The organism is Bacteroidia bacterium, assembly GCA_041391665.1.
Classification (GTDB): Bacteria; Bacteroidota; Bacteroidia; order J057; family J057; genus JAGQVA01.
Genome location: JAWKNO010000003.1, coordinates 832,636 through 858,505, shown reverse-complemented (window position 1 = coordinate 858,505; position 25,870 = coordinate 832,636). Strand labels below are relative to the sequence as shown.

The window sequence follows — 25,870 nt, the reverse complement described above, 5'->3', positions numbered from 1 at the left end:
ATGGCGAATAGTACATACATAACGATGAAACGGCCGGAGGAAATGGCTGTCTCAACTGAAATCACCCCTGCTCAGACAAAAGCGCAGGTTTCGAATCCGCCCAAACCCAATATGTATATCGCCATTCTGGCTACGTGGGGGCTTTCACTGGTATGGTTTCACCCTCGATTGATCCAACTCCTTTACATGGCTGATAATCCAATCCGTTGGGCTTCTCTCGTGTTTTTTATCCTCTTCATCGAGTTTGCCTGGCTCTACGGAATCTATAATCTGGTGCTGATCTCCTTTGCCTGGTATTACCGGAAAGTGCATCACAATAAGGAAATGAACCTGGTCAGTATGCCTGCTGCCAATGCTCCCGGTGTGGCATTGCTTCACACGGTGTACAACGATTTTAAACCCGAAAGTGCGCTCTCCTGCGTCAATCAGGACTACCACAATTTCACCGTCTATATCCTCGACGACAGCACTGATCCTGCCTATCAGATGCAGGTGGATAGTTTTGCCAGCCGTTTTCCTCACAGGGTAAAAGTGGTGAGAAGAGATGACCGTAAAGCCTTTAAAGCGGGGAATATGAACAATGGCCTGAGTACAGTCGCTACGGAAGAACCTTACTTTGCCATTGCCGATGCAGATGAAGTATTGCCGCCGGACTTCCTCGCCAAACTGGTACCCATCATGGAGTCTGACCCGATGTGCGCTTTTATCCAGGCCAATCACCGCGCCAATCCAAATGCAGACAGCAAACTCGCGCAGGCCATGGCGCCCGGCATCGACCTTCACTGGAAATGGTACCAGCCGCTGCGCAACCGCTATGGATTTGTGATGTTTCTTGGACACGGGGCCATCCTGCGCCGCAAATGCTGGGAAGAAATCGGCGGTTTTCCCGACATCGTGAGTGAAGATCTGGGTTTTGCGATCCGGGCGAGAGAACTTGGCTATCGCGGGCGGTTTGTGGAGGATGTGGTTTGTTATGAGGATTTCCCCGAAACCGTACGCGCATTCAGGGTGAGACATATGAAATGGACGAGAGGTACTTGCGAGTTTTTGTACAAAGAAGGGCTGAACCTGCTCCGCGCTGAGCGTATCACCTGGATGGAAAAGATGGACATTCTTTTTCCCACCCTGAATCTGCCATTGACTCTGTTGTTTTTCCTTTTCATGGTGAATGCCAATCTGCTGTTGCCCTTTATTTTGGGACAATCACAGCCGCTGACATTTGCCATTGCCGGACAGGAATTTGTAATCCCAATTGTGTCGCTTCAGGCAGGATTTGGGGTGATATTTACCCCTGACTTCTATATGATTACGCTGTTGACATTTTTTGCGCCGGTATTGTGTTTTATCGTGGGAATGTGGCGTACACCGCTGAAATTATATCGGTTTTTGAGTCATAGTACTGCGCTGTATGCAGCTTTGGGACCATTGTCCACGGTGGGAGTGCTTTCCTTCCTGTTTACAAAAAAGGCGATATTTCTGGTAACGGGCGACAACTTTAGTCAGGGAAAAGGGCTCGAAAAACCCAGAGAAACTGTATTCCAAAAAATCCGCAACTGGGGAAACGAACTCGTAGGCAAATCACACCCTGACCAGACTGCGATTCAGGTGTTTGAGATCGGGATAGGAGTTCTGTTTGGGGTAATCAGTATATATCTGTTTCAGATTTCGTTTTTTGGCCTTTGTCTCGCATTTATCCTGCTTCCCTTTATGCATCATGTAACGTGGAATAAACCCCTCGTAAAAGCCCTGGTATTTGTACCATTTACGTTGATACTGTTTGGCCTGGGCATCGGGGCACTCGGCTCACTGGGTATGCAGACCGTGTTTTTTGGATATGGATTTCACTTTTGACATCAAAGAAGTAAGGTTTTCGGATGTGTGTTTTATAGTTGGGGAATCCGTCTGCTGTAAGGCAGGCGGATCTTTTTTGTAAGGGTTCGGTTTTGTTTTACAAAAAACTCCTCAAATCATTTCGATTTGATTTATCATTTGGAGAAATGTGTATATTTTAGGTAGATTTCTCCAAAGATAAAAAGTACAGAACTTTACGATCAATAACACTTACGCAGCGCAGTTGCGGCTGAAAAAAACCATTTTCAGACAGGCAACACAAACCAAAAAAGCGACCTTCACCACATTGCTCTCCACTTATCCCGCTTTACAAAACAAATATTACCTCGAAGAAATCGAAAGCGAAATCACCATGGACAAACTCTTCAAAGCGGATGAGTTTTGAAATTGGAGATTTTCCGAATCCCCCCCCCAAAAAAAATCGGAATTATAAACTTATTGGGACATAGACTTAGAATAGGCATCGATCACAAAGAAACCGCCAATGAGCGAAACTCTGCGAAACTCTTCGTGTACTTTGCGTCTTCTGCGTGAACCCTTTGTTTACTTGTCAAAGACAAATAAATACACGTAAAACGCAGATTTTCGCAAAGTACACGCAGAGGACGCAAAGTTTACGTATCTGCTAAGGCAGGATGATTCCCCAATGACTTTTATTGTTCTCTCTGACGGATATTAAACCCGACTAAAACGGTTACTTTAGATCCGATACTACTGGGCGAAAATGCCAGGTTGATGGGAATATTGACCTCATCAACTTTAAAAGAATAACCTATTGCGTATAACATTGATGTAGTTGCTATCAAGTCGTCAGCAAAGAACCCTCTCACGGCAAAATTGGGACCTACACCGACTTCCAATCCAAGGGGGGTTCGGAAGCCGACAAGTAGGTTCATACTGAGGGCAGATTGTTTTGACTCAAGTCCTCCGATGAGTGGTACGAATTCAAACAGACCCTGGTACCCTGATTTTGTTTGGAAATATCTCGTTTCAAACTGCCATCCAAATTGAGACATATAGGTGCTCAAGTCATTTGTTTCCATATATTTCGCCATATCACCCCCAATTACGGTAATGCCAAATCTTGGACCAGATAATTTTAGCGGTTCGCGTGTCTCCTCATTTTGTGAAAAACCAGTCATAGCCATTCCTAAAAGGAACATTCCGATAGAGAAAATCCTGAAAGTTTTCATAATAGCTTAAGTTAGTGATGATGTTTTCAAATAATATATATCAACTTATCATGAGCACTAACTAAGCCTAAAGCATACGGTAAAGGAAACCGAATTTTGCGGCGGCTTTCAGTAATAGGCAATATTTCCCAGTAATAAATCAATACAAAATAACGAACAGGAATATTTGCTGCCTGGGGAACCCGGCTAATCAGGATTATGATTTTTTGCCAAAACTTATTTTGCAAAAATGGAAAAGGGTTAATGTTGTTTTTTGGGTGAGTACATAGATTTCTCCAAAGATAAAATCATGGCCATATCCATGCATTATTAGTTCTGTTTACATCTGCCATTCTTTTTCCAGGATCTATTTCTATGTGTTCGATTTCTGCGATCGGATGGTTTATCGTCATCCTGTAAGTCCTTACAGGCCAGTTCCATTCCGGTAGCGTTTGGAAATCACCTAACAAACTGTCCTGCTTTTTGGAAGCCCACATCATTTGTAGTGGGATCGTATAATTTTCCTTTACCCCATTTTTATATGTTATCACAAGGTCAATCGGCATAGGCATCTGGCCAACCCGCTGTAGCTGAATTTCTGTTTTTTCACTTGTGCCGGGCAATGCCGAAACTTTCTGAATGGCGTAATCAATGGTGTCCGTTGTCTTCAGCCAGTAGCTGAAATACCAGTCAAGGTCTATGCCTGATTTTTTTTCAATACTGCGTTTAAATTCCCGGGGTGTTGGTTGGCGAAAACTCCATTCCCGGATATATGCCTTCATTGCTTCGTCAAAAACCTCACGTCCAAGTATATAATCCAGTTGGCCGAGAAAAACGCCTCCTTTTGCATACACTGACTGCCGGTAAACTTCTTCGCCTGGAAAGTGATCTGCATGGCGACTCATCGGGGTTTGTGTCCCGTTTTTGATCAGACTAAAGTATCCATCATAATTGTATTTTTGGTGCGGGGCTGTTTGGGGAAAATATTCATCCATCAGCCTTCTTGTGTAATATCGGGTAAATCCTTCATCCATCCATGGATCTCTTCTTTCATTTGTTGCGACCATTCCCTGAAACCAGTTGTGCACAATCTCATGTGTTGTTACCCTGCAGAACTCTTCCATATCTTTACGAGCGGCTTTGCTGGCTGTGATCAATGTGGCCTGCGGATATTCCATTCCTCCGTCTCCGCCTTGAATGACAGAATAATCGGAGTATGGATATGGAGATAGTAAGTTGCTCAGTCTTTGAAATAGATTTCCGGTAAATACCATTAAGGAATCCCATCTCTCCCGGACAGAATCGGTGGGTTGGAAAAAGAAATGAACTTTAGGGCCATTGGGCACCTGAATGGTCTGATGGATATAATCCGGGTCAGCTGCCCATACAAAATCATGTACCTTTTCAGCTTTGAAGTGCCAGGTAATTTTGCCATTCTGCGATGGTTTTACCTTGACTTTTGGTAGCTGATATCCGTGTCCTGTTTCCTCAGGATTTTGTAGTGTTCCGGTACCTCCGACTACATATTGGCTGTCGAGGGTAATGGTAACATCAAAACTACCAAACGGTCCGTAGAATTCGCGGGCCAAATATGGGTCTGCATGCCATCCATCTGCATCATATCCGGCGATTCTGGGATACCACTGCGCAATAGCGTAGTCAATTCCCTCGACATTGTCTCTTCCGGCACGCCTGACAAGTAGCGGTACCTGGGCTTCCCAATCCAATTCCAGTTTGGTTTTTTTACCCGGTAAAAGTGGTTTGTGAAGTGTTACCCGGAGAATGGTTTCATGCTCTTTGGGGGAAAGACGTATGCCATCCTGGTAAAAGCTGGTAACGTGAATAAATCCTTCTTCACCTTTTGTGAGGTGGCTGATTTTGTCATTGATGCGAGGGTTTCCATAAAGGCTGTCTTCAGACAGTATGGCCATTTGCGAACCTGGCTTAAACGCATTCCAGTAGAGGTGATAAAATACTTCAAATAGAGTATCAGGGCTATTGTTTACATAAAAAACCTGTTCGTGGCCTTTCATTTGGTGGGTTTTTGTATCGAGTGAGGTTTCGATCTGGTAAAAGACCTCTTGCTGCGCAAAAAGCTCCCATGCGCCAACCACCAACAGGGTAAAAGCGATAATATGTTTCATAAAGCCAAGGTATTTAAATTTTGATATTCCCCCCAGACAGTTAGCAAACCCCTGTCCGAAATTTGCCTTACTGTTGAGGGGAAATGTACGATAAGATCAATAACAAGGATCGGCCACTATATCCACAATCACACCGCCGTTTACGGTATTGTTTGTGCCACAATCTTTTATTTTGAGGTTGGCACCGGCGTCGTTGACGGTATTGTCAAATGAGAACGGGGTCAGGAAACCAAACCGGTACGAATCGCCTACCAGTTCGATATCATAATCGCCATTGCCACTTGCCTGGTTATTCGTGAGTGTATTGTTGTTCGCTCCGTCAATGACCAGGTATCCTACATTCAGATTATCATTGGAGTAATTTTTTGTAACTGTCCAGTGATTGGCAGAAAACTGAGCGCCGACCGCTTGTCCTCCGGGCAGAGGAATGGCATTCGCCGGTACCTTGCACAAAATTAATCCAAGATAGTTGTCGTGTGTATAGTTGTCTTTGTAAAGTCCCTGTCCATCACATGCCCATACGCCAAAGAAAGAGCCTGAAATATTATTGTAACGAACCTTGGCTTTTTCGCCATTGATGATAATAATTCCATGACATTCAATGCCTACCGTTTGCCAAAGGTTTGAAGAAACGATATGATTGCCGGTGAGCCAGTTTTTTTCAGACTGTTCGAGGACAATACCAAATTCAAACCCGGTCATCTGATTGAGAGCGATATGAACCTGATCTGAATTTTCAACCAAAAACACGGTACCGCCATCCTGTGGGCCTGCTGTCGGGCTAAACTGCAATCCCGCCACGACCGACTTGCCCGCATTGAGCAGATGAATGGCAGGCTCAAGATAGGGTACATTCAGTACATTCTGTACACCCGAGTGAATCACAGCGCCCGACTCTCCGATGATATTGATTCGTTGGGAAATCACCACTGAACCAGTCTCATAATGGTCACCCGATTTTACCACGACAATGCCATTTGGTCCTGCGGCCTGAACAGCGGCAGCGAGACCATCGGTAGAATTGGCGGGCAGGATTACAACTGACGATTTTTTAGCAGCTTCCGGGTCGAATGGAAGGTCGGTGAATGTAGCCAGTGTTTGTAGATCCTGTTCGGGATTGCCGGTAAGCGTGGCGGGAGCTTTCCATACGTAAGGGGTTTCATTTTCAGAAACCGGATTGATGGGGGGTTGTTTATTGCAGGCAGACAAAGCCAGCAAAACAAACATCAAGGGGGCGAGATGATTTTTTTTCATAAAGGTTGATTTTGAGTCAAAGTTTTGGAAATCAACCATTTATAGGGTAGGACAATTGTAACAAAAAGCCGGAAGTTTGTAACATTCGACCTTTTTGAAGAAAATAAGGGGAAGAATTATCTCTATTGCTGAAATTTTTCGGCGTAGCTGGCGGGCGTTTCGCCCATTTGTGTTTTAAATACCCGCCCAAAATAACCCGGATCCTCAAAACCCACCTGAAAGGCTATTTCGGCAACGGTAAATCCGCTTTGTTCCAACAGATATTTTGCCTTTCCCAGTCTGAATGATCGGATGAGGTCACCGGCAGACTGATCGAGTAGTGCTTTTAGCTTGCGATGAAGCTGCATGCGACTCATATTCATGGCTTCCGCGAATGACTCGGCGCTTAGACCGGAATCGGCATACTTCACCTCCAGATATTCCTGTACCCGCTGCAAAAACTGCACATCCACCGGGGTGATGTTCATTTTTCCCGGCTCGACCTTTGTGACTTTGCCAAAAGCTTCCCGCAGTTTTTGTCTTTGCAGGATCAGGTTGTCAACGACAGCTTTCAGTTCGCGGGATTCAAATGGTTTTGTCAGGTATGCATCCGCCCCGGTATCATACCCTTCGACTATGCTATCGACTCCAACCCGGGCTGTAAGCATCACCACCGGGATATGACTGGTGGTTTCCTGTTGTTTGAGTTTATGGCAAAATTCAAATCCGTCCATTTCGGGCATCATCACGTCTGAGATCACCAGGTCGGGAATCGTCTTTGAAGCAATGCTCAAACCTTCCCGGCCATTGGAAGCTGTGGTAATCTGGTAGAAGTCAGACAAACCTGATTGGATAAATTGCCGCATATCGGGATGGTCTTCTACGATAAGAATCATTGGTTTTTCGGCTTCCTGTGCCTCTGGGTTAACACTTTCTGAGTTTGAAAGTGTGACTGGTGCCATCTCCAACTCTTCGGCAAGTGGTACTTCCATCGCTTCCGGGGGCGCCTGTTCCAGAGGAAGCCGGACTGTGAAAATGGTACCATTTCCCGACTTGCTTTCCACTACAATTTCTCCTCCCATCAATTCGACGAGTTCTTTGGTAAGGGTCAGCCCGATTCCACTTCCTTCCTGCCTGCGTGTGGCCGAATCATCAACCTGATAATAGCGGTCAAATATACGTTGTAACTGGTCGTCGGCTATGCCCGATCCGGTATCTGTTACCTGGATCACCCATTGCGAATGTTGCTGGTTGTGTTGGGGTATCTCGGTTGCTGTGAAGCGAATCGAACCACCGGAAGGGGTAAATTTGAAGGCATTGGACAAGAGATTGTTGACGATTTTTTCCAGTTTATCCCGGTCATAGAAAAAATGTAGTGTTTGTTCGGGGATGATATACTGGTAGTTTAGATTTTTTTGATAGGCTAATGACTCAAAAGCTGCCGCGAGGTAACGGAAATGCTGAAGGAGGTTTCCCGCTTCGGTCTTGAGTGGCATTTGGTGAGATTCGAGCTGGTTGATATCCAGTATCTGATTGATCAGGTCGCGCAGACGATTTCCATTTCGGTGCATCATGGCCAAAAGAATTCGTTCTTCTTCCGGTCTTTCCGGCTGATCAAGTAATTGTTTCACCGGCCCCAGAATCAGGGTCAGGGGTGTGCGAAACTCGTGGGAGATATTGGAAAAGAAGCGGGATTTGAGCTGATCGACTTTTGCCAGTTGATCTTTTTCAAATTTTTCTCTTTCGAGTTGATTTCGCATCTGTACGCGCTCCCGCCAGGTTTGATAAATCGTCCATACAATCGCCAAAGCCAGTAAGAGGTAAACCAGATAAGCCCAAATGGTTCTGTACCAGGGGGGGAGAATTGTAATTGGCCAGTCATAAGTTGATTTTGCCCAAATACCGTAGGCATTACTTGCCCTCAGGTGAAGCGTATAGGTTCCTGGGGCTAGTCCATTTAGAGAAATAGTTCTTTGACCAGGATCCAGTTGTATCCAGGATGGAGCAAGGCCTTCTAACTGATACTCATATCTCACGCTGATTAAATTACCCTTTCCCAGACCAGCAAAGGAAATCTGAATAATTTTCTGATTATAGGGAAATTGCATTTCAGACAAATAGGGGAGAGCTTTTTTTAGTAAAAAAGAACCATCTTTTTTTGCTTGAGATACCGTTACTTCCTCTCCCAACATACTCAATCGGGTAAGTCGAATTTCAGGCGGATTTATATCAATATGAAAGCTGTCGGGATGAAAACCCATATTATGCTCTATGGCAGCAAAATATACCGTCCCCTCCGGATCTGTATATGCGCCGTGGCCGCACATTTCGGTTGCAGGTAGCTCAGGATATCTAAGCACCTGACGACTCAGTGGATCGAAGCTACATATCCCTCCATATATTCCCAACCACAGCCGGTAATGCTGGTCCATCGTCAGCGTTGCCACATTGTCTCCGGGGAGGCCGTCTTTCTGGGTGAAGACGGTAATCTTTTCGTCCGAATCAACCTCAATATGTACCAGTCCTATATCGGTTCCAAGCCAAAGCGAGTGGTCTCGGGGATCTTCTATGATGTGGATCACCTCGATGACCTGTTCCATGCCTGTATGGGGATTTTTTTGTAAATAACGCTTAAAGGTTCCTTTCTCAGGATAAAATCTCGCAAGCCCGCCGCCTCCCGTACCTATCCAGATTCTGCCTTTACCATCTTCTATGATACAACGGACTGTATTGTGAGGCAGAGACAAAGAATCCGCCGGGTTGTGGGTATACCGAATCAGGGATTCCGGGTCACCTTTGCCATCTCGTACAACCTGAAACAGTCCGCCTCCCCAACTTCCAAGCCAGAATCGGTTTGTTTGATCGATCAGTATATCAGCCACCCTGTATTTCGATACAACAGAGTCTGCTGAGCTCCGATCAAAAAAAAACCTCACTTTTTCTCCATCATAGAGCACCAGTCCTTGTTGTGTCGTACCGAGCCATAGTCCTTTATCTGGCTCTTCGCAGAGGGAAAATGCGCCCTGGATTTGTTTGATTTCGGGTAATTCAAATTCCTGGTAGCTGATATTTTCCCTGCTGTGTACACTGTCAAAAACCATCACTTCCTTTTCTGCAGCTACCCAAATCCGGTTTTGCGCTGTCATGCGATATGTGCGGCTCAAAGCTATCCGTTTTACATATTCTGGCGGCGTGTGTACAATGCCCTTTGTCTCTAATCGTATTCGATACACAAAGTTATCGGTGCCTGCAAACAGGTTTCCATAACGGTCATGAAAAAGTGCATAGGCTCGTTCAGTGGATAATCCTTCGATTTCTTGCCAGCGTCCATTTTCGGGATTCCAATGGCCAATTCCCCAATCACCTGTCGCCCACAACCGGTTTCCAAGTCCATATGAAAGCGCCTGAAAATGAAGGCGATGGCAGTCCTTGATGGCAGTCCATGCCTGGGTTTCCATGTTAAGCTGGAAAATACCTTCTCCCTGAATCCCCAATGCTATCCGCTGGTCAGGCATGATCGATAGTGCGGCCACCTTTTGATCCTGCCTTGGAAACTCCTTCCACTTTTTCATCTCCAAAGTAGTCAGATTGATTTCAAATAAGCCGTGGTTCGTGCCAGCCAACAAGGTGTTTTCATTCCATTGAAGCAGACACAGTATCTCCAAATCCAGCAAAAACCGGGTAAATTGAACCTTTCCAGCTACCCGTTCCATGAGGTTGAGCCCATTCACTGTCCCGATCCAGATGCCTGGCGTGGTTTTTAGGAGACAACGTACAGCATTATGGCTCAAAGTATGCGGATCCGTATCAGAATATTGAAATAATTGAACTGTTTCATGAATAGCATCGAAAAAGATAAGGCCTTCTTGCTTCAAACCCAACCAAAGATGTCCGCTCCTTTCTTCGGCGATTGCAAAAATATCATCTGGGGGGATCCCGCCAGGATGATCGGCGGCGGGTCTGAACGCATCAAAATCGATCCCATCGAAGCGGCTAATCCCATACTCTGAGCCTATCCAGACAAAACCTAAACTATCCTGCATGAAGCTATACCCAGTTTGCTGAGCCAATCCATTTTCCATATTATAACTATCAATATGGAAGGGATAATATTTGTTAGAAGGTATCTCAGCTATCTGACCGTAAAGTCTGGGGTGGAATGTGTAATATGTAATGATAATGCTCGCCCATAGAAACAACCTCGGTAAGAAGTTATTACCTATTAACCGGGTTTGAATGATTGGTTGCTTATCAATAATCATCAATTATTGAGATAATGATGGTCGATTTTGTAAATAAAAAAAGGCCTTTTCTGTCATATTAAAGATAACAGAAAAGACGATATTAAAAAAGCAGAAGTTTTTTTGTCAGAAAGGGTGTAAAACATCAAAACCTACTGCTACCCGTACTCAAAAAAATCTATTGCTTTTAAGCAAGGTATGTTGAATGTCAATCGCTTCTGTAACTTCTTTATCTCCAAAAGGAAGCAGCGTTAGACTTTCCAATAATGAATTCCAAAATAAATCCTGACCGGATTTTTTCCCGATCAGGATTTCATATTTTGTGATACTGGAAATCGCCATCGATTCGTCCAGACCAGCCAGATTATAAAAGAAAGTCAGATCTTTTCTCTGCTTTCGAAAGTATTCAATCAGGACAGAGGTGTCAAGCAGAATCATCTTTTCCAACTTGATTGATCTGTTCACGGGTTCTCATTACCTGCTGGTATTCACTATCAGACCAGGTCGGCCCCTGTAAAAGGAGTTTTTGAAGAGCCGTTGGTGCAGCTTCCTTCTTTTTAAAAACCATATCTTTCTGTATTTCAAGGACAAGCTTTTCTTTATCAGAAAAAGAAAGTTGTCTGATATACTGGAGAAGTTGGTCAAAACTTATTTCAATGCTTAACCTCATGGTAAAAATAAATTTCTTCTCTAAGATACGATTTCCTACAATTTTTAGGTACAAATCACAGCTCTTTTTCCCCTACTCAAAAAACGGCACGCCGGGAGGTGCGTACTTCCGCATGGCTTCTTCGTTGATTTCGACGCCAATGCCGGGCTTTTCTGATAAAATGATATGCCCGTCCACAATCTGTTCTCCGTCGTATGATACGATTTCCTTAAACATGGGGTCTTTGTGGAAATATATCTGCCACTCCAATATCATAAAGTTGGGTACAGATGCACATACATGTGCAGAGGCCATGGCGCCCAAAAATGAAGCCACCATGTGCGGGGCAAAAGGTACATAATACAGATTGGCCAAATTGGCGATGCGCTGGCCTTCGCCCAGCCCGCCGGCTTTCTGCAGGTCGGGCATGATGATGTCCACCGCACCCATTTCCAGCAACCGACGGAATCCATGCGCCAGATAATGGTTCTCTCCCGCACAGATCGGGGTAGTGGTTGACTGGGTGATCTTCTGATATGCCTCGGCATTTTCTGCCGGAATCGGCTCCTCCAGCCACATGAGATTGAGCGGCTCCAGCCGTTTGGCGACAATCTCGCCGGTTATGGCGTCGTATCGCCCGTGCATGTCAGCGCAGATGTCGATATTGGGCCCTACAGCTTCCCTTGCTGCTGCCATCTGGTCATACATCCGCTGGATTTCTCCAGGGCTGGCCGTCCAGTTGTACAGGTCGTATTTGTTGGGGTCGTTTCGCTGGTCCAGATCAAACTTGACGGCAGTAAATCCCATCTTTTTTGCTTCCAGCGCACTCTCTGCAAATTTTTCGGGCTTGGGTAGCTGGTTTTGATACAATGCGGTGTCGCAATACACGCGTATTTTATCCCGGAATTTCCCGCCCAACAACTGATACACGGGCAGACCCAGCGCCTTTCCCGTGAGATCCCACAAAGCCGACTCTATGGCTGTAAGCACGGCCACAAACATGCCTGACTGTGCTCCCTCAAAAAAGCCGGAACGGCGTATGTCTTCGTGAAGGCGGTGTACATTGAGCGGACTTTGTCCTTTAATTCTGGCGGCCATCATTTTGACGAGGTGGTAGGTGCCGGGTGTGGCGTCAACGCCTTCTCCTACGCCCCAGATGTCCTGGTTGGTATAGATTTTCACAAACAGACTATGACCTCCGCGGATATAACCACACTTTACATCCGTGATTTTGAGGTCGGAAGGGGCCGATGGTTTGGGCGTCCGGTCTGTGGCATCGGCCAGCATCTGAAGACCGGGAAAAGTCATCGCACCTGCCAGTGCGGCTTTTTTGAAAAAGTTTCTTCGGTTTTGTGAGTTAGTTTTCATTACCATGTTCTGTTTTTGAGGAATTCCTGAATTTGTTCTTTGCCTACGGGCAATTCGTTGATATGATCGTTGAGCCATGCGGAAAAGTCCCGCTCGATATCATCTGTCCACCGGTTGTCAATCTGGCCTGCGGTATATTTTTTCTCGCGCAGTCGCTGGTGTCCAAACATGTCGCGCAGCCGCACGATTTCGGAAGTCGTAACTACTTTTTCGACGAGGTGCGGCGGAATAAATGTTACCGCGCCTTCTTTGCCGAGCACGACGTCGCCAGGCATGACCATAACTTTTCCGATCCTGACAGGAACATTGATTCCGACCAGGGTGGTATTGAGTTGCCCAGGTGCGTCGGGGTTGTTGAGGTGATGTGAGGGGTGATAACTTCTGACGAATCCGGTAAAGCCGGGGATGGCTTTTAGCCCTTCGATGTCTCTGATCGCGCCGTTGTACACGATGCCGTTGCCAGAATTGGTGTAGATGGCATTGCCCAGGTTGTCGCCGATGGTGGGACCGTCTTCATGCATACCAAACTGGTCGCCGACATATACATCGCCTTTGACGAGTTGATCGACGGGCCATGAGTTCTGGCTTTTGATCCGGCCCTGTGCATGCCCGATGCTGTCGATAACTCTGTGCACGTCGGGCCTGCCGGGCATAAATACAGCCGTTACAGCCCTTCCCACTAAGATACTGTCGGGGTGAATGACCAGCCATCCGTCATCATACTGGTACTTGTAGTTGGCATTTCGCATGACGGCCCAGGCCTCTTCGTGTGTGACGAGTTTCATTCGCGCCAGCAGAGCGTCTGAAACTTTGGGGCGACCGTCGGGAAATCGTTCTCCTTTCCATTCAGGAGACAACCGGATCATATCCGCTTTGCTGAGAGACAGGTTTTGAGCCTGCAAACCGGGCATAATGCCCGGAAAAAGTAAGGCAAGGAGCATTGCCACGAGTAGTAATCCACGCATAGTTAATGATTTATATAACAAAGAGTGAAAAGGAAAGTATAGTCGGCATATACAGGCTGACTATAATACAAGGTGAAATTTTTCCGGATTTAAACCAAATATATCCCGTTTGAGTAATGTTTTTTTTCGTTCAAAACATAGAACATCTTTATTTGTTGACTTAATAAAAAATAATTATGTCCAGGAGTTTTAAGATTTTTCTCATCGTTGGTGCTTTAGCCGGATTTATCGGCGTTAGTGCAGCAATCTACCTGTTTAACAAACCTCACGAAGATGTGTCGGGTGCTGAAGTGGCGTATTCGTTGACCGTAGATGAACTTTTTACTGCATTCAACAGTGATGAGGCAGCTGCCAATGAAAAATTTCTGAACAAAATTGTAGAAGTGAACGGAATGATCGGTGAAAAATCTGACAGCCCCGAAGGAGTAACCGTAATTCTGAATGCTACCGGTGAGATGTTTGGGGTAAGTTGTGGTTTTGTTGGCGATGATGCCGCCGCCCTCAGGAATCTTTCCGCAGGTGAAGAAATCACTGTTCGGGGGATATGCACGGGGTTCCTTACCGATGTCAATCTTACCCGATGTGTGCTAAAGTAATTTTCTGATTTTGATGAGCAATATTCCGAAAACCATGTTTAGAATAAGACTTTTCCCATTATTCACAATTGTTGTGCTGTCGCTAATGTGGGCGTCGTCCTGCGTACATGATCCGATTCTTCCGATTGGTGGAGGGCCGGGAGACCCCATCGATACTGTCACCAATCCGATAGATACAACTACCCAAAATATCCACCTTTGTGATCCAGATACGGTATATTTTGAGCGCGATGTATTGCCGATACTGATTTCCAACTGTGCAAAAAGTGGGTGTCATGATGCTGCCTCTGCGAGTGATGGTGTTATACTCACCAATTACGAATCCGTAATGCGAACAGGGGAAATTTCGCCCTTCAATTTGGGGGAAAGTGATTTGTATAAAGCTATCACCGAAACTGATAATGAGGATATTATGCCTCCTCTACCTAATACGTCTTTGTCTAAAGAGCAAATCGGGATTATTTCCAGGTGGATTTTGCAGGGGGCAAAGGATCTGACCTGCTCAGATAGCAGCGCTTGCGATACTTCAAACGTCACGTATTCTGGAATGATACAGCCCCTGATGGCAAAATACTGCACAGGCTGCCATTCGGGTACTGATCCTTCTGGTAGTATTAGCCTTGATAGTCATAGCGGAGTAGCAGCAATGGCAAATAATGGCAAGCTCTTTGGCTCCATTGACCACCAGACGGGGTTCGCTGCCATGCCAAGAGGCGGAAATAAACTTCCCGCTTGTGATATAGCTAAAGTAAAAGCCTGGATTGATGCAGGCGTTAAAAATAATTAACCAGATAAACCTACAATAACAATGTCCAGAACCCCCCAACTGCTGAAATATTTGATGGTATTTGGTGCTGTTTCTCTAATACTTACAGGCTGCTATTACGACAATGAAGAGGACCTGTACCCGGCCAGCACGAATACATGTGATACTACGAATGTAACTTATTCGGCCATTGTTCAGCCGCTGCTCCAAAACCGCTGTTACGTATGCCATGATGCTGTTTCTAAAAGTGGAAATATTGCACTGGATACTTATAATGATGTTCTTAAAATGGTCAACAACGGCAAACTTTGGGGTGCCATAAACCATGATCAGGGGTATGTCCCTATGCCTGATGGCGAACCCAAACTTTCTGCCTGTACCCTCGATAAAATCAAGTCCTGGATAAATGCCGGGGCCTCTAATAATTAAGTCTCATATTTATAAACTGACCCATATTCTTAATAAACCATTATGAAAAATCTGCTTGTTTTTGCCATCGTTTTGCTGACTACCATATTTCAGCTTCATGCCCAAAAATATATGACCCGCACTGGCCATATTAAGTTTTTCTCTCATACTGCAATGGAAGACATTGAAGCCAACAACCATCAGGTTACCAGCATCCTCGACGCGGGTACGGGCGAAATTGTATTTGCTGTACTGATGAAAAGTTTTCAGTTTGAAAAGGCGCTGATGCAGGAGCATTTTAATGAAAAGTATGTCGAATCCGCTAAGTTTCCCAAAGCTACCTTTAAAGGGAAAATCGCCAACCTCGAAGAAATTAACTTCGCCAAGGATGGCTCATATAAAACGAAAGTAAACGGCTCGCTTACCATTCACGGGGTGACTAAAGAAGTCTCAACAGAGGGGCTGATCGTAGTCGCAGATGGAAAGGTATCTTCTTCTGCCAAATTTCCTGTAGCTGTCGCTGACTACGATATCAAAATCCCCGGAGTGGTGAAAGATAATATCGCACAGGAAATAGAGGTGACGGTTGATATGAACTATCAGCCCTACAATCAGGAGAACTAAAAATTTGTATTGATAACCCCCAACGCTAACGTTTATGCCCACCTTACGGAATATTCTTTTCTGCCTGCTCATGGCATACTTTCCTGCCTTATCAGTTGCTCAGGATGACCTGATGGATATGCTGAATGATATGGAGGAGGAAACGACCAATTATGCCTTTGCAACCTTTAAATCGGTGCGTATTGTCAATGCGCATTCTATAGAATTGCCGGCTGCGGGAGTGCTGCAACTCATCATTTCCCATAGGTTTGGACGAATAAACGATGGGGCCTACCAATTTTTTGGACTCGACCAGGCCAATATGCGACTGGGGTTTGAATACGGAATCACACGCTGGCTCAATGTCGGTGTAGGGAGAAGTAATGTGAACAAAACCTATGACAGCTTTGTCAAGGTCAAGTTCTTCAGACAAAGCTCAGGTAAACGGGTTATGCCTTTTTCTGTTGTGGGGGTCTCCGGAATTCAGGCAAACACCCTTTACTGGGCTGATCCCGACCGGGTCAATTATTTCAGCTCCCGGTTGTCTTACTCTCATCAACTGCTGATCGCCCGAAAATTCAATGAGGCGCTCTCTTTTCAGGTCATGCCTACCATGATCCACCGCAACCTCGTGGCTACCCGCGCTGAAGACAATGATGTCTTCGCTGTTGGCGCCGGGGGAAGGGTGAAAATCACGCCCAGCATGAGTATCAACTGTGAGTATTTTTATATCCTCGATATTCCCGGATACCGTTACACCGCCAATAACTTCCAGAATAGCCTGTCTCTGAGCTTTGATATCGAAACCGGCGGACACGTATTCCAGCTGATGTTTACCAACTCCCGGGGGATGACAGAAAACCTCTTTGTCGCAGAAACCACCGGAGACTGGGCCAATGGAGATATATACTTTGGATTTAACCTCGCACGGGTATTTACGGTTTCCAACAAAGAGAAAAAGCAGGAAAAGGCTAAAAAGGACTGGTAATTCTGCCTGCTGAAAAGTCCGTTTTCCTAAAATCTTATGATAACAGAGAATGGGGTTTTGCGTAATTTTCTTATCTTCTTGCGCAAAATCCCTTATTCTCTTTTATGAGCACCCCAACCTTAGAGGAAATTTCGGCAAAACTCAACGAACTGATCCGCCAGCACAATCAGGCGCATCAGGAAATCCTTGCGTTGAGAAAAGAATTGCTTCAACTCAAAGATGAAAAAGCACCTGAAAAGGTCGTTTCATCTGATAAAAAAGTAAGCGAACCGCCCGTTCTTACTACCACTCCTTCAGAAAGGGTAAAACCTCCGGTGGTAAAAACGAGCCCGCCTCCCCGGGAGAAAACAATCAAACCAGACCGCAATCTCGAAGCGTTTATCGGAGGGAACCTTATCAGTAAAATTGGTATTGCCATCCTCGTCATCGGCGTAGGCTTTTTTGTCAAATTTGCCATCGACAACGATCTGGTAAGCCCTGTCATTCGGGTGATTGGTGGCTTCCTGGCTGGCTTTAGCCTTGTCGGACTGGCGTATGTGTTGAAAGAGAATTATAAAAGCTATAGTGCAATCCTGCTGGGCGGCGGTATTGCTATTCTATATTTTACCACATTTGCTGCATTCGACTTTTACCACCTGATTCCCAAAGGCGTGGCATTCGGCCTGATGCTGGTCTTTACTGCATTTGGTGTGCTCGCAGCTTATTGGTACAATATCCAGGCAATCGCTATTATCGGCCTCGCAGGTGCTTATGCCGTTCCGATCCTGCTGAGTGATAATACCGGTGAAATCCGAAATCTCTTTATCTATATTTCTATTGTCAATGTCGGTATTCTAGCCCTCGCTTTCCGCAAATACTGGCATACGCTCAACTATATTGCTTTTGCCCTCACCTGGGGTGTGTACCTCGCCTGGATGGAGGACCGGTATGTCGCAGATCGTTATTTCCAGGTTTCTCTTACCTTTGCAGCCGTATTTTTTCTGCTGTTTTATGGGGCACTTCTGGCCTATAAACTCATTCATCTTGAAAAATATAACTGGCGCGATATCGTCTTCCTTCTGCTCAATTCTTCCATTTTTTACGGTACGGGTTATGGATTGATTGAAGGAATTGAAAATGGCGACCGCTGGCTGGGACTTTTTACCCTGGCAAATGCGCTCGTACATTTTGTCGTTACACTCCTGATTTACAATCGCAAACTTGCCGACCGCAACCTGTTTTACCTCGTGGCCGGACTGGTACTGACTTTCCTTACGCTGGCAGTTCCGGTTCAGCTTGAAGGAAACTGGGTTACGATGCTGTGGATCTGCGAAGCTGTAATTGTATTCTGGGTTGGAAGGACACAAAAGGTATTTTTCTATGAAGCACTGGCTTATATTCTGGCTGGAATGAGTTTCTTCAGCCTGCTTCAGGATTGGGGCGAAGGGTACTCCAACTCGGTGTATCTTCTGGATGAAAAGGTTTTTACACCAATATTTAATATTCATTTCCTTACCTCATTCCTCGTGATCGCCGGTTTTGCTGCGATGACGTATTTTCACACAAGATATAAGCCCGAAGAAACACAATGGCGCTCGTTGCAGCGGTTTGGTGGTGTTTTGCTGCCATCTCTGCTCCTGATTACTGCATTTGCAGCCTTCCTGCCTGAAATCGATCAGTTTTTTACTCAACTTATGGCTTCCACAAAAATCGTACTCGACGGGGCCGATAACTTCAACTACGATCTGAACACGTTCTCCGCTCTGTGGAGTATCAATTATGCGTTTCTGTTTATGGCTGCTTTACTGGCTGTGAATATGCGTTTCTGGAACAATAAAGCCATCTATATCGCAGGTATTGTCGCTTCGGGGATTGGGGTATTACTGTTTTTAACTGAAAGTCTCCCGGATCTGTATCAGCTTCGGGAAAACTATTTTCACCCCGGTGAAAACCCCATATTTAAGCCTGGAATGGCTTATCTCTACATGCGCTATATTTGTTATGCTTTTCTGGGAATCAATCTCTGGATGAATTACCGGGCTCACCAGACCTTTGATGATCCTCGTGTGAAAACAGGTTTTGGACTTGCTTTTCACCTGATTATGCTCGCCTTGCTGAGTGCCGAACTCCAGCATATCATCCACGTCATGTATCCCGAGGCTGATACATACCTTCTCGAAAGAAAAGTGCGACGGGTAGGATTCAGTGTGCTGTGGGGGCTTTATGCACTGGTATTGATGATTTTGGGTTTCTGGAAAAAACTACAATACCTTCGTATCGCTTCCATTGCCTTGTTTGGGGTGATCCTGGTCAAAGTATTTATATTCGATCTGGACAAAACTACCCTTGGCAATAAAACGGTTATTTTCCTTGCGCTGGGTGTGCTCCTGATGATAATTTCGTTCCTTTACCAGCGTTTTAAAAGCGTGATTTTAGGTGATGAGCCAGAACAACAAGAAACAAAACAAGAGACGGACGATGAAAATGTATAAAACTCTTCCTGCGCTTGGTTTACTCCTGGTATTAAGCCCTTTTTTACCTGCACAGATGACTGATTATGTGTATCAAAGGCCGTTGTCTCAGATAAAATCAAAAGGGTGGCATGAAATCGTTATCCCCGAATCTGTTTTGTCAAAGCTGAAAGAAGATTTGAGCGATATCCGCATTTTCAAAATATCTCCGGAAGATACCATTGAAGTTCCTTTTCTGATCCATACAAGCGGCGATGTTGAGGAGGTTGGGACAGTTCCCTTTCAAATGGTAAACCAAAGCAAAAGCGGAGACAATGAATCCTTTGTAACCCTCCGGCCTGAAGAGGAAATGACCATCAATCATATCGACCTGGATATTCGTCCGATGAATTACGACCTGCTTGCTACACTGGAAGGGAGCAACAACCGGCTGAAATGGTTTACCATAGAAGAAAATATTCGTCTGGTAGGCATATCCAATGATCATGTAAACTATCATTTTGCCACCCTTACTTTTTCTGATTCAGATTATAAGTTTTTCAGGGTAAAACTTAACGATGCAGAAGCCGAAATCGTCAAGGCCAGTGTCGGAAGATTTGTCAAAACCAACGGCATTTACCGACCATTCACCGTCACCCATCAGGTTGTGAAAAACGATGTTGATAAAAAAACGACGGAAATCACAGTAGAACTAAGCGATCGTTATCCGGTGAGCCGACTGGCTTTTGATGTGGATAAAGAAAAAGATTTTTATCGCGCAGTATCTGTCTCATGGTTAAAAGAATCTGTGGAAACCGCTGAAGGTGTCAAAGAAGTATGGCGGGATTTTGGCGGATTTACCATTTCTTCTCTTGAGGAAAATGTATTTGATGAAGCGGTTCAGTTTACCAACCGTCTGAAAATCACCGTCTATAATTACGACGACATACCGCTATCTTTCCGGGAAATCAAAGTTTTTGGCCCGGTGTATTCCATGCAAACAGATCTGGAAGCCCAGGGAAACTATATGCTGGTATACCAGAATCCCAAAGCTTATCTGCCGCGATACGATATGATGTATTTCCGGAATAAAATCCCCGAAAAACTGACCCCGGTTTTCCCCGGAGAAGAAAGTATGATCGTAAAAACTGATGCGGAAGATGCTGTTTCCGGGGCAAAGTCAGAAGCCATGACGGAAAATCTTCTGTGGGTCGTCATGGGAATTGTCATTCTCCTGCTGGGCTTTTTTACGGTGAAAATGCTGCGAAATGCTCCCGGGAAAAATAATACCCCAGAATGAGAAAATACCTGTTTGTTTGCTTCCTTTCAGGCGTAATGCCTGCCATTTTTTCTGCACATCTGATGGCCCAAACCTCTTTCGGGCCGGAGTTTCAGTTATACCCAACCGGTATTATGCCCGGAGTGAGGATGGAGTTTGGCCTCACCGGGCACGACGCAATCAACCTGCGGGTGGGTGCCAACTTGTTTGACCATCGCAGTATGGGCGTACATGATTCGGAGAAAGGCATGGGTTTTGGCGGTACATTGGGTTATCGCCATTATGTTAAGGATTTGCTCAACGGTTTTTTTGTGGGTGGGCGAATGGATGTCTGGCGCAACAAGGTCAATTGGGAAGACTACCAGCAAATGCGGTCTGGTACAACCAGGATTGTCGTTTTGCAGCCTACGGCGGAGTTTGGATATATGTTTTTATCTGACCGGTTATCCAATCGCTGGAAGTGGGGACTAGCCCCGGCGCTGGGCTTGGGATATGAAATAAATGCTGTTTCGGATGGGGCAGACGTAGGCGAAGGTGCCATCATCCTGTTGGGAGTTTCGGTGGTTTACCGGTGGTAAAAGTTTATTTATCGCAAATTCCTCCGTAAATTCAGGCGGATAAAGAAAAAATATGACATATAGCGGAAACCTGCGCAAAATGCGCACGGAATATACCCAGCCGGTATCCTACACACTGAAATTGGGTGCAGACGAGGTGGATATGAATGCGTTGATTGGCCGGCACATACAGCTAAAATACGACGGAGTCATCCATTGTAAAGTTTGTGGAAAAAAGATCAGCAAGGTCTTTGGCGAAGGGTTTTGTTATCCTGATTTTCTCAATTCTCCGGAAAACTCGGAATGTATTATTCGCCCGGAGCTGTGCGAAGGGCACCTGGGCAAAGGCCGCGATCCGGAGTGGGAACTCGCCCACCACGTGCAGCCGCACGTGGTATATCTTGCCATCGCCAGCGGGGTAAAGGTCGGCGTCACCCGACGAGACCAGGTCCCTGTGCGCTGGATTGACCAGGGGGCCTGGAAGGCTATTCGCCTCGCCGAAACGCCCAACCGCTATACCGCAGGTCTGATTGAAGTTGCACTCAAAGACCATATCTCTGATAAAACCCACTGGCAGAAAATGCTCAAAAATGAACTCGCCATGGACGTGGATGTAAGGGCTGAAAAAAGCAGAATTCAGGCGCTTGTCCCGGCGGAGATGCAGCAATACGTTTCCCTCAATGACGAAATAACTGAAATCGAATATCCGGTAGTTGCCTTTCCTTCAAAAGTAAAAAGTATCAACCTCGACAAAACCGCTGTTGTAGAGGGGAAACTGGCCGGTATCAAAGGCCAGTATCTCCTTTTTGAAGGCGGCGAAGTGATGAATGTTCGCAAACATACGGGCTACTTCGTCGAACTAAGCGCAGACTAGTTTGCCTATTTTACCTTTTCACAGGACTGAACAAAAATTTCATCCACCATTTTGTCGTTGTCGATCGTCTTATAAAAACTTTTGTAGTACTTCAGACTCTCTTTAATGATTTTGGGATCGAGGTAGGGGGAGCTTTTGTACAGATTTTCTACATCACTCCTGATTGCCCGAAGCTGGTTAAATACTACTTCATATTCCTCCTTTGTGCGGCATAGTGGTTTGAAAACCTGCCTTTTTTCGTAACTGGGGCCCTTTTCATAGGCGAGCTTGGTATAAGCCGCATCTACCATTCCAGCCCAGTCAAAATCATAAGGTACAGGAACTGGCTTAGTATTACCGTGTGTGATGATTTTCATGTTTTGCGGAGGGGAAGGGATTCTGAAATCTTTGTTGGCAATCATATAATTAAATACATGTACCAGTGTGGTCTGCGCTTCGTCCACATCTTCACTGGCAATGGGTACATCATCCTCAATGGCATTTTCCCCATTTCTCGCTGCCATATCTTCTTCATCTTCAATAAAGAAACCAAAAGCTTCTTCAGAAGGCATTTCGCCGTTGACGTCCACATATTTGATTTTGGCGAGCCTTACCCGAAAACTTTTTTCGGTGAGAAGATTGTACACTTTATAGATATAATATTCCCTCAATACATACTGCTCATCATCGCAGTGAGTAACGAGCTTTAATTTGGATTGCCCCTGAAATACCTCGGGTGTTTTTTTCTTTTTGGAGAACTTTACCCTGATCGGCGGGAAATGACAGATCATTTCGTCTCTGCGAAATTTTCCCCGGGCTTTAATTTCGACTTCTCCCTGTTGGATTTGCCCGGTAGCATCTGTAACAGATAACTTTGCGTCATGATAGTCGGGATCACCGCCACGGTCACTGAGAAAGGCCTTCAGGTCGGTTTCCAGCGTGATTTGGAGGAGATCTTCGGAAGAAAACAGGGGTAAAGCCTGTGGCTGAGCATGAATGCTGAGCAGAAAACAGGCTGAAAATATCCATAATAAAACGAAGCGTTGTTGCATGGGGTGGTAGTTTTGCCTGCCAATATACCAAATGCATTTTTTTGCGGCAAAAGGAATGAGATTATGTTCGTCTTAAATTTGGAAACACGCCTGACACTTGTACCAATTGCCCAACTTTGCGTATATTCATAAAAAAGTTTTCATGTCGCAGTTTCCACTTACCCGATACCGTCTCAACACTTCCGACTATCACCGCATGATCGAAGCCGGCATCCTCACCGAACGGGATCATGTGGAACTGATTCATGGTGAAATTGTAGAAATGAGTCCTAACGGAAGTAAACACACATCTGCCACCAGAAAAATACTGACTTGGCTCCCTGAATTGGTTTCCACTAATGCACAAATTCAAATTCAGGATCCCATTGTTATATCAGACAATTCTGAACCAGCGCCCGATATTGTCCTGGTAAAAAACAGAGATGATTTTTATGTAAAGGGCCATCCTATGGCAGCAGATATTATTTTGGTTGTGGAGGTGGCAGACTCTTCCCTCGCCTATGACCGGGAGATCAAAGGGGCGCTTTATGCTGCCGCTGGTATTTCTGAATACTGGATTTTAGACTTGCAGAGCCGGATAATTGAGGTTCTTACAGAGCCTTCCGGAGAAAGATACAAACAACACCGTTTTGCAGAACCTGGCGAACAGGTCATCATTCCGCAACTGAAAATAACGACATCGGTTGAAGACTGGCTGATCTGAAAAAGGCGCTATTGAAAAATTCTTTCAATTTGCTTAATTTTTGGGTTGACGTTTACGTATAAAAGATAGTAGCTGATAATCTTTCGAAAATCGCAATAACTACATCAATATGTGGTCTTTGCTTCCTCATGATTTGTATATCTTTAAAGTTGGTGTAACCAATCAGGCCAAATGCTTCAACCTTATGAAAAAGAACCTTACAATTTGTCTGTGTATTGCTTTCTGGGTGGGGAATATGGCGAATCTTCATGCGGGTTTTTCCTTTATCGATAACGTGGACTATGTGAAAATCCCCATTGAAATCCAGCACAATATTATCCTCATCCCTGTCCGTATTAATGAATCCTTCGAGATGAACTTTATTCTCGATACAGGTGTACGCACTACGATTCTTACAGAACCCATGGTGGCGGGTTTTCTTTCTCTCGATACACTCGAATCCATTTCGGTTCGGGGGCTGGGTTCTGGTGAAATGATTCAGGCTGTGCTGGCCCGAGACTTGTCGATCTCTCTTCCGGGTCTCAATGGCCATGGGATTAACCTAATTATTTTGCCCGAAGGGGTGATCTCCTATTCCGGAATTTTTGGAAAACCTGTTTATGGGATTATCGGATTTGAGGTTTTCCGTCAGTTTGTCGTGGAGATCAATTACCAGCAAAAATATGTAAAGCTATACGATCCGTTTAAATACAAACCCCATCGTAAAAGCACTGCTATCCCTATCGAACTCCGTAAGGCCAAGCCCTATGTGACAGCTACGCTGACCGATCACAGCGGCAACCGCGTCAAATCTCAATGGTTGGTGGATACCGGTGCCAGCCAGGCTGTATCTCTGTTTGATGACGACCTTCCGCTCCCATATCCTTCTGTGGATGCATTTTTGGGAATGGGCTTAAGTGGAAGTGTATATGGCAAACTTGGACGGATACAGGAGTTTTCTCTTGGCGAATTTCGTTTTCAGGATGTAATCGCCGGGTATCCGGAAGCAAGTTCGATCAGTGTCACCGAAACCGAAGACACCTGGTATGGGAATCTGGGCGCAGAAATTATCTCCCGTTTCCATGTGGCTTTTGACTACACCCGGGGGTATATCTACCTGCGGAAAAATTCGCTGTACAAAAATGAATTTTTCTACAATATCAGCGGGCTTGAACTGCTCACCAGCGGTACAAATTACGACGAGTACATAATCAGTTATGTCAGGCCCAATTCGCCCGCAGAAGAGGCCGGTATAGAGGTAAATGACCAGATTGTTGGTATCAACGGATTTACCGCCGACCAGTTGGATATAGATGAATTGTATGGTACATTGAGCCGCCAAAATGGAAAAGTGATTTCTCTGAAACTAAAAAGACAGGAAAAAATCGTTAAGGTGAAATTTCGCCTGCTATCAGAGATATGATCTTTACGCACGTGATTGTACTATGAATCATATATGTGTTTTTTGCGGCTCCAATGCGGGCCATAACCCGATATATACCCAGGCAGCGGTTGAACTGGGCCAATTGATGGCCGCTCGCAGTATTGGCCTGGTATATGGGGGGGGCAATGTCGGCCTCATGGGTGTCATCGCCGATGCCTGCCTCGAAGCGGGTGGAAAAGTTACCGGCGTCATTCCTGAATTTCTCCTCGCCAAAGAAGTCGGTCATACAGGCCTTACTGAAATGATTGTGGTCAAAACCATGCACGAGCGCAAGCAGCGTATGGCCGATCTTTCTGAGGGTTTTATCGCTATGCCCGGTGGCTTTGGGACTTTGGATGAGCTCTGCGAAATCCTCACCTGGGGTCAGCTGGGCCTTCACAGTTTCCCTATCGGTCTTCTCAATGTGAACCATTATTTTCAGCCGCTGGTGAATATGTTTGATCATATGGCGGATGAAAGGTTTCTCCATCGCCAAAACCGGAGTATGGTGCTGCTGCATGACCAGCCGGAAGGGCTTCTTTCCCTGATGGATTCCTGGCAGCCACCCAATGTGGAAAAATGGATGGACCGGGCAAAGGTGTAGATTTTCT

23 protein-coding genes are annotated in these 25,870 nt (G+C 45.4%); 14 read left to right on the top strand and 9 right to left on the bottom strand.

Translation table 11 applies throughout. The features are described from left to right. Together R3D00_26280 and R3D00_26275 are read left to right on the top strand one after the other, a co-directional pair. Positions 1-1,851, top strand: a complete 1,851-nt coding sequence (locus R3D00_26280) for a glycosyltransferase family 2 protein (protein ID MEZ4776711.1) — start codon at positions 1-3, stop codon at positions 1,849-1,851. A 223-nt stretch (positions 1,852-2,074) separates the two neighbouring features. Beyond that, positions 2,075-2,236, top strand: coding sequence for a hypothetical protein (locus R3D00_26275; protein MEZ4776710.1), 162 nt, complete (start codon positions 2,075-2,077; stop codon positions 2,234-2,236). Between the two features lie 268 nt (positions 2,237-2,504). Here the strand turns inward: R3D00_26275 and R3D00_26270 are convergent, their stop codons facing one another. From R3D00_26270 to R3D00_26235, 8 genes are all read right to left on the bottom strand, one after another. Further along, positions 2,505-3,044: a hypothetical protein gene (locus tag R3D00_26270; protein MEZ4776709.1), complete on the bottom strand. Its 540-nt coding sequence runs from the start codon at positions 3,042-3,044 to the stop codon at positions 2,505-2,507. 287 nt (positions 3,045-3,331) lie between these two features. Further along, positions 3,332-5,167: a M1 family metallopeptidase gene (locus R3D00_26265; GenBank protein ID MEZ4776708.1), complete on the bottom strand. Its 1,836-nt coding sequence runs from the start codon at positions 5,165-5,167 to the stop codon at positions 3,332-3,334. Positions 5,168-5,263: 96 nt separating this feature from the next. Beyond that, positions 5,264-6,421 (bottom strand): NosD domain-containing protein, encoded by a 1,158-nt coding sequence (locus R3D00_26260; GenBank protein ID MEZ4776707.1) that lies wholly within the window; start codon positions 6,419-6,421, stop codon positions 5,264-5,266. A 122-nt stretch (positions 6,422-6,543) separates the two neighbouring features. Beyond that, positions 6,544-10,443, bottom strand: coding sequence for an ATP-binding protein (locus R3D00_26255; GenBank protein MEZ4776706.1), 3,900 nt, complete (start codon positions 10,441-10,443; stop codon positions 6,544-6,546). Positions 10,444-10,809: 366 nt separating this feature from the next. After that, positions 10,810-11,079 (bottom strand): PIN domain-containing protein, encoded by a 270-nt coding sequence (locus tag R3D00_26250; protein ID MEZ4776705.1) that lies wholly within the window; start codon positions 11,077-11,079, stop codon positions 10,810-10,812. Then, on the bottom strand, positions 11,066-11,365 hold the full coding sequence (locus R3D00_26245; protein MEZ4776704.1) for a hypothetical protein: 300 nt from the start codon (positions 11,363-11,365) through the stop codon (positions 11,066-11,068). The genes R3D00_26250 and R3D00_26245 overlap by 14 nt, the downstream gene beginning before the upstream one ends. Before the next feature lie 18 nt (positions 11,366-11,383). Beyond that, positions 11,384-12,658 (bottom strand): mandelate racemase/muconate lactonizing enzyme family protein, encoded by a 1,275-nt coding sequence (locus R3D00_26240; protein MEZ4776703.1) that lies wholly within the window; start codon positions 12,656-12,658, stop codon positions 11,384-11,386. After that, complete coding sequence (locus R3D00_26235; GenBank protein MEZ4776702.1) at positions 12,658-13,569, bottom strand: RraA family protein; 912 nt, start codon at positions 13,567-13,569, stop codon at positions 12,658-12,660. The genes R3D00_26240 and R3D00_26235 overlap by 1 nt, the downstream gene beginning before the upstream one ends. 230 nt (positions 13,570-13,799) lie before the next feature. Between R3D00_26235 and R3D00_26230 the strand changes: the two genes are divergently transcribed. The 9 genes from R3D00_26230 to R3D00_26190 all read left to right on the top strand — a co-directional run bounded on the left by R3D00_26230 (position 13,800) and on the right by R3D00_26190 (position 22,123). After that, entirely contained in the window at positions 13,800-14,219 is a 420-nt protein-coding gene (locus R3D00_26230) for a hypothetical protein (GenBank protein MEZ4776701.1), read from the top strand. A gap of 13 nt (positions 14,220-14,232) precedes the next feature. Then, positions 14,233-15,006 carry a c-type cytochrome domain-containing protein gene (locus R3D00_26225; protein ID MEZ4776700.1) on the top strand — a complete coding sequence of 258 codons (774 nt, stop codon included), beginning with the start codon at positions 14,233-14,235 and terminating at the stop codon, positions 15,004-15,006. A gap of 21 nt (positions 15,007-15,027) precedes the next feature. Continuing rightward, complete coding sequence (locus R3D00_26220) at positions 15,028-15,414, top strand: hypothetical protein (GenBank protein MEZ4776699.1); 387 nt, start codon at positions 15,028-15,030, stop codon at positions 15,412-15,414. A 42-nt stretch (positions 15,415-15,456) separates the two neighbouring features. Then, positions 15,457-16,017 carry a YceI family protein gene (locus tag R3D00_26215; GenBank protein MEZ4776698.1) on the top strand — a complete coding sequence of 187 codons (561 nt, stop codon included), beginning with the start codon at positions 15,457-15,459 and terminating at the stop codon, positions 16,015-16,017. A 70-nt stretch (positions 16,018-16,087) separates the two neighbouring features. Next, positions 16,088-16,984, top strand: coding sequence for a DUF5777 family beta-barrel protein (locus R3D00_26210; protein ID MEZ4776697.1), 897 nt, complete (start codon positions 16,088-16,090; stop codon positions 16,982-16,984). A gap of 104 nt (positions 16,985-17,088) precedes the next feature. Beyond that, positions 17,089-19,455, top strand: a complete 2,367-nt coding sequence (locus R3D00_26205; protein ID MEZ4776696.1) for a DUF2339 domain-containing protein — start codon at positions 17,089-17,091, stop codon at positions 19,453-19,455. Further along, entirely contained in the window at positions 19,442-20,713 is a 1,272-nt protein-coding gene (locus R3D00_26200; protein MEZ4776695.1) for a hypothetical protein, read from the top strand. Before R3D00_26205 ends, R3D00_26200 begins: the two co-directional genes overlap by 14 nt. Further along, positions 20,710-21,270 (top strand): hypothetical protein, encoded by a 561-nt coding sequence (locus R3D00_26195; protein ID MEZ4776694.1) that lies wholly within the window; start codon positions 20,710-20,712, stop codon positions 21,268-21,270. Before R3D00_26200 ends, R3D00_26195 begins: the two co-directional genes overlap by 4 nt. A gap of 79 nt (positions 21,271-21,349) precedes the next feature. Then, positions 21,350-22,123, top strand: coding sequence for a DUF2797 domain-containing protein (locus R3D00_26190; protein ID MEZ4776693.1), 774 nt, complete (start codon positions 21,350-21,352; stop codon positions 22,121-22,123). Between the two features lie 5 nt (positions 22,124-22,128). Here R3D00_26190 and R3D00_26185 read toward each other — a convergent pair whose 3' ends face one another. Further along, positions 22,129-23,154: a hypothetical protein gene (locus R3D00_26185; protein ID MEZ4776692.1), complete on the bottom strand. Its 1,026-nt coding sequence runs from the start codon at positions 23,152-23,154 to the stop codon at positions 22,129-22,131. A 142-nt stretch (positions 23,155-23,296) separates the two neighbouring features. On the opposite strand from R3D00_26185, the gene R3D00_26180 reads away from it, so the two are divergent. From R3D00_26180 to R3D00_26170, 3 genes are all read left to right on the top strand, one after another. Beyond that, the gene (locus R3D00_26180) at positions 23,297-23,857 is read left to right on the top strand and encodes a Uma2 family endonuclease (protein MEZ4776691.1); all 561 of its coding nucleotides are present in this window, start codon (positions 23,297-23,299) and stop codon (positions 23,855-23,857) included. Between the two features lie 184 nt (positions 23,858-24,041). Then, on the top strand, positions 24,042-25,259 hold the full coding sequence (locus tag R3D00_26175) for an aspartyl protease family protein (protein ID MEZ4776690.1): 1,218 nt from the start codon (positions 24,042-24,044) through the stop codon (positions 25,257-25,259). Positions 25,260-25,281: 22 nt separating this feature from the next. Next, a complete protein-coding gene (locus tag R3D00_26170; protein MEZ4776689.1) occupies positions 25,282-25,863 on the top strand; it encodes a TIGR00730 family Rossman fold protein in 582 nt (193 codons plus the stop codon). Positions 25,864-25,870 lie beyond the last annotated feature (7 nt).